General features: G+C 47.2%; 1 protein-coding gene. It reads left to right on the top strand.

Features of this window, described 5'->3' with window-relative positions; genetic code table 11:
• Window positions 1–45: 45 nt before the first annotated feature.
• Window positions 46–1800: hypothetical protein (locus tag EBR25_13630; protein ID NBW42023.1), on the top strand; the 1755-nt coding region annotated here is incomplete at its 3' end.

Genomic DNA, 1800 nt, shown 5'->3' with positions numbered 1-1800 from the left:
CCCTTTGCCCAAATAACGGGATATGAAGGTTCCAAGGTACAATTGATGGCTAGTTTTAATAAAGCACTTCAGCGAATCGACTTTTACCGAGGGACCTCGGTGATTAGTAGTCCGTACTCTACGGACTTAACACTGGAAGAGGCTGGTCCCGATTCGGCAACAGGTTTCGCCCCTATCCCTGCCGATACCTTGATTCCCATCTATTCCACCACCCTTCGCCAAGCCGACACCCTAGCCATCAATTTGGTGGATACCAGTGGGCTGCTAAGTAGTGAAAACCGCTCGGGTATGATTCAATTCAACCTGCAAGCTATCGCAGACTTAGCCCCGGTTGTAGAGTTGCTCGAGCCTGCTCAAAATCTAAGTGAAGTGTCTCCCGAACAGCTGGCCATCATTTACCGCGCAAGTGATGATCATGGCTTGCGACAGGCGCAACTGGTTTATGAGCTCAAACGCCCCTTTCAAGATCCATCGCCCCTAGTGGTGATTCCGCTTGGAACGGCCAAAGCCATTGAACTCAATAGCTATGATTGGTCGCTAAGCGAACTGGATTTACGCCCCAAAGATGAACTGCATTTTTGGATAGAGGTATTCGATAATGATGGGTACAATGGCCCCAAAAAAGGGCAATCGGATATTAGAGTACTACTGGTGCCTTCTTTGACGCAGTATTTCGATGAACTAGGAGAACGGGAAGACGGGGTCACCGATGAGCTAGAAAGTATTAGTGAAACCTTCGAAAGCATTCAAGAACGATACGATGAATTTAAGGAAGGGCTTATTGAAGAGCCGGAAGGGAGCTATGAGCAGCAGGTTCAGCTCGAAGAACTTCAACGCGAGCAGCAGGAAATTGAAAAACGCATCGAAGAATTGAATGAGGCTTTTGAGCAAATCAAGGAAGAGCTCAGCGAAAAAAATCTTCTTTCGGAGGAAACCATGAAGGCCTATGAAGAACTTGAAGAGCTCATGAAAGAGATCGACGACCCTGACTTCCGCGAAGCCTTGGAACAACTTCAGGAAAATCTACAACAAATGGATCCCGATCAAATGCGGCAGGCTCTTGAAGAAGTTGAGTTCAATGAAGAGCGTTACAAGGAACGGCTTGAACGCACCCTTGAGCTATTCAAGCAGCTGAAACTGAATTCGGATTTGGAGAAGTTGGCGCAGTCGTATGAAGAACTGGCAGATCAAGAGCAGGAGCAGGAAGCTGGGCAAAGCGATGAGCAAGAGGGCAGCGTTCAAAACTCGGAACAAAAGGCTGAACAAGAAAAGGAGTCGTTACTCGAAGAATTAAACCGTTTAGAAGAACAAACCGATGCCCTGAGCGAGCAAAGTAGTCCTAAGAACGAACAGGCCATCCAAGAACTACAGGAATTTAGTAAGGAGGCCCTAGAAGAGATTAAGGAACGCTTAGAGCAAGAATCCAAGCCCAATTTAGAGCAGGAATTCAGAGACTTGGCCCAAAAAACCCGAGAACAAATGGAGTCGATGGGGCAGCAACAGCTCAACGTGAACATAGCAGCCCTTCAATACATCTTACAAAGTCTACTTAGCCTTTCTGAAGAGCAGGAAAAGGTGGTGAATAGTACCGAAGCATTAGAAAATCAAAGTCAGGCTTTTGTAGAGCTCGCACGTCAGCAGCAGCAGATTGAGCAAGTATTTTCCGGGGTAGCGGATTCTCTGTACGCCCTTTCCACTGAAATTCCTCAGTTCGCCAATCGTATCAATGAACTCAAGGCCCAAACACTGGATCGCATTCAAACCGCCTTAGGGCAAATGACGGAACGCGAAAAAAACCGC

Source organism: bacterium (genome assembly GCA_009926305.1).
Lineage (GTDB): Bacteria > Bdellovibrionota_C > UBA2361 > UBA2361 > RFPC01 > RFPC01.
This window is presented reverse-complemented; position numbering and strand designations above follow the sequence as displayed.